Origin of the sequence: Kitasatospora nipponensis (assembly GCF_039528135.1) — a bacterium.
Lineage (GTDB): Bacteria > Actinomycetota > Actinomycetes > Streptomycetales > Streptomycetaceae > Kitasatospora > Kitasatospora nipponensis.
In genome coordinates this window covers 1-665 of the sequence record NZ_BAAALF010000773.1, presented here as the reverse complement: position 1 = coordinate 665, position 665 = coordinate 1, and the positions used below count along the sequence as shown (strand labels likewise).

The 665-nt window shown below is 70.2% G+C and carries 1 protein-coding gene; it reads left to right on the top strand.

Annotated features, from left to right (window positions below; all coding sequences use genetic code 11):
• Positions 1-183 precede the first annotated feature (183 nt).
• Positions 184-570 (top strand): VOC family protein, encoded by a 387-nt coding sequence (locus ABD323_RS43255; protein ID WP_184922044.1) that lies wholly within the window; start codon positions 184-186, stop codon positions 568-570.
• Positions 571-665: the final 95 nt, after the last annotated feature.

Genomic DNA, 665 nt, shown 5'->3' with positions numbered 1-665 from the left:
GTGGAACGGCTGCGCACCGACGCCCCGCTGAACGCCGTCCGGGACCGCGGCCTGATGTACGTGGGCGGTGAGGCCGGGTACACCGACTATCCGACGCTGGCCGAGACCCGCGTTCCCGCCGCCCTGACGTCGCGTTAGGCTCCCGTTGACCGAAGATCGTCAACAGCGGGGAGAGGGCACGTCATGCGCGTCAAGGACTTCGATCACCTGGTACTGAACGTCCAGGACGTCGAGAAGGCCCTGGAGTTCTACTGCGGACCGCTCGGCCTGGCCCCGGTCCGGGTCGAGGAGTGGCGGGCCGGCAAGGTGCCGTTCCCCTCGGTCCGGGTCGGCCCGGGCACCATCATCGACCTGGTCGCCCGTGAGCGCGGCGGGTCCAACGTCGACCACTTCTGCCTGGTGGTCGATCCGCTGGACTGGCAGGAGGTGATCGACTCCGGCGCCCTCACCGTGATCGAGGGCCCGGTCGACCGCTACGGCGCCCGGGGCAGCGCCCAGTCGGTCTACGTCCAGGACCCGGACGGCAACGTGGTCGAGCTGCGTTGGTACCCGCAGGATGTCAACGCCTGATCACCCCGGCAGAGGCAGCACCGACTGAGGGTCGTTCAGGTACGGCGCCCAGGCGAGCTCGCCCGCGCCGACCACGCCGCCCCGCTCCTGCTTGA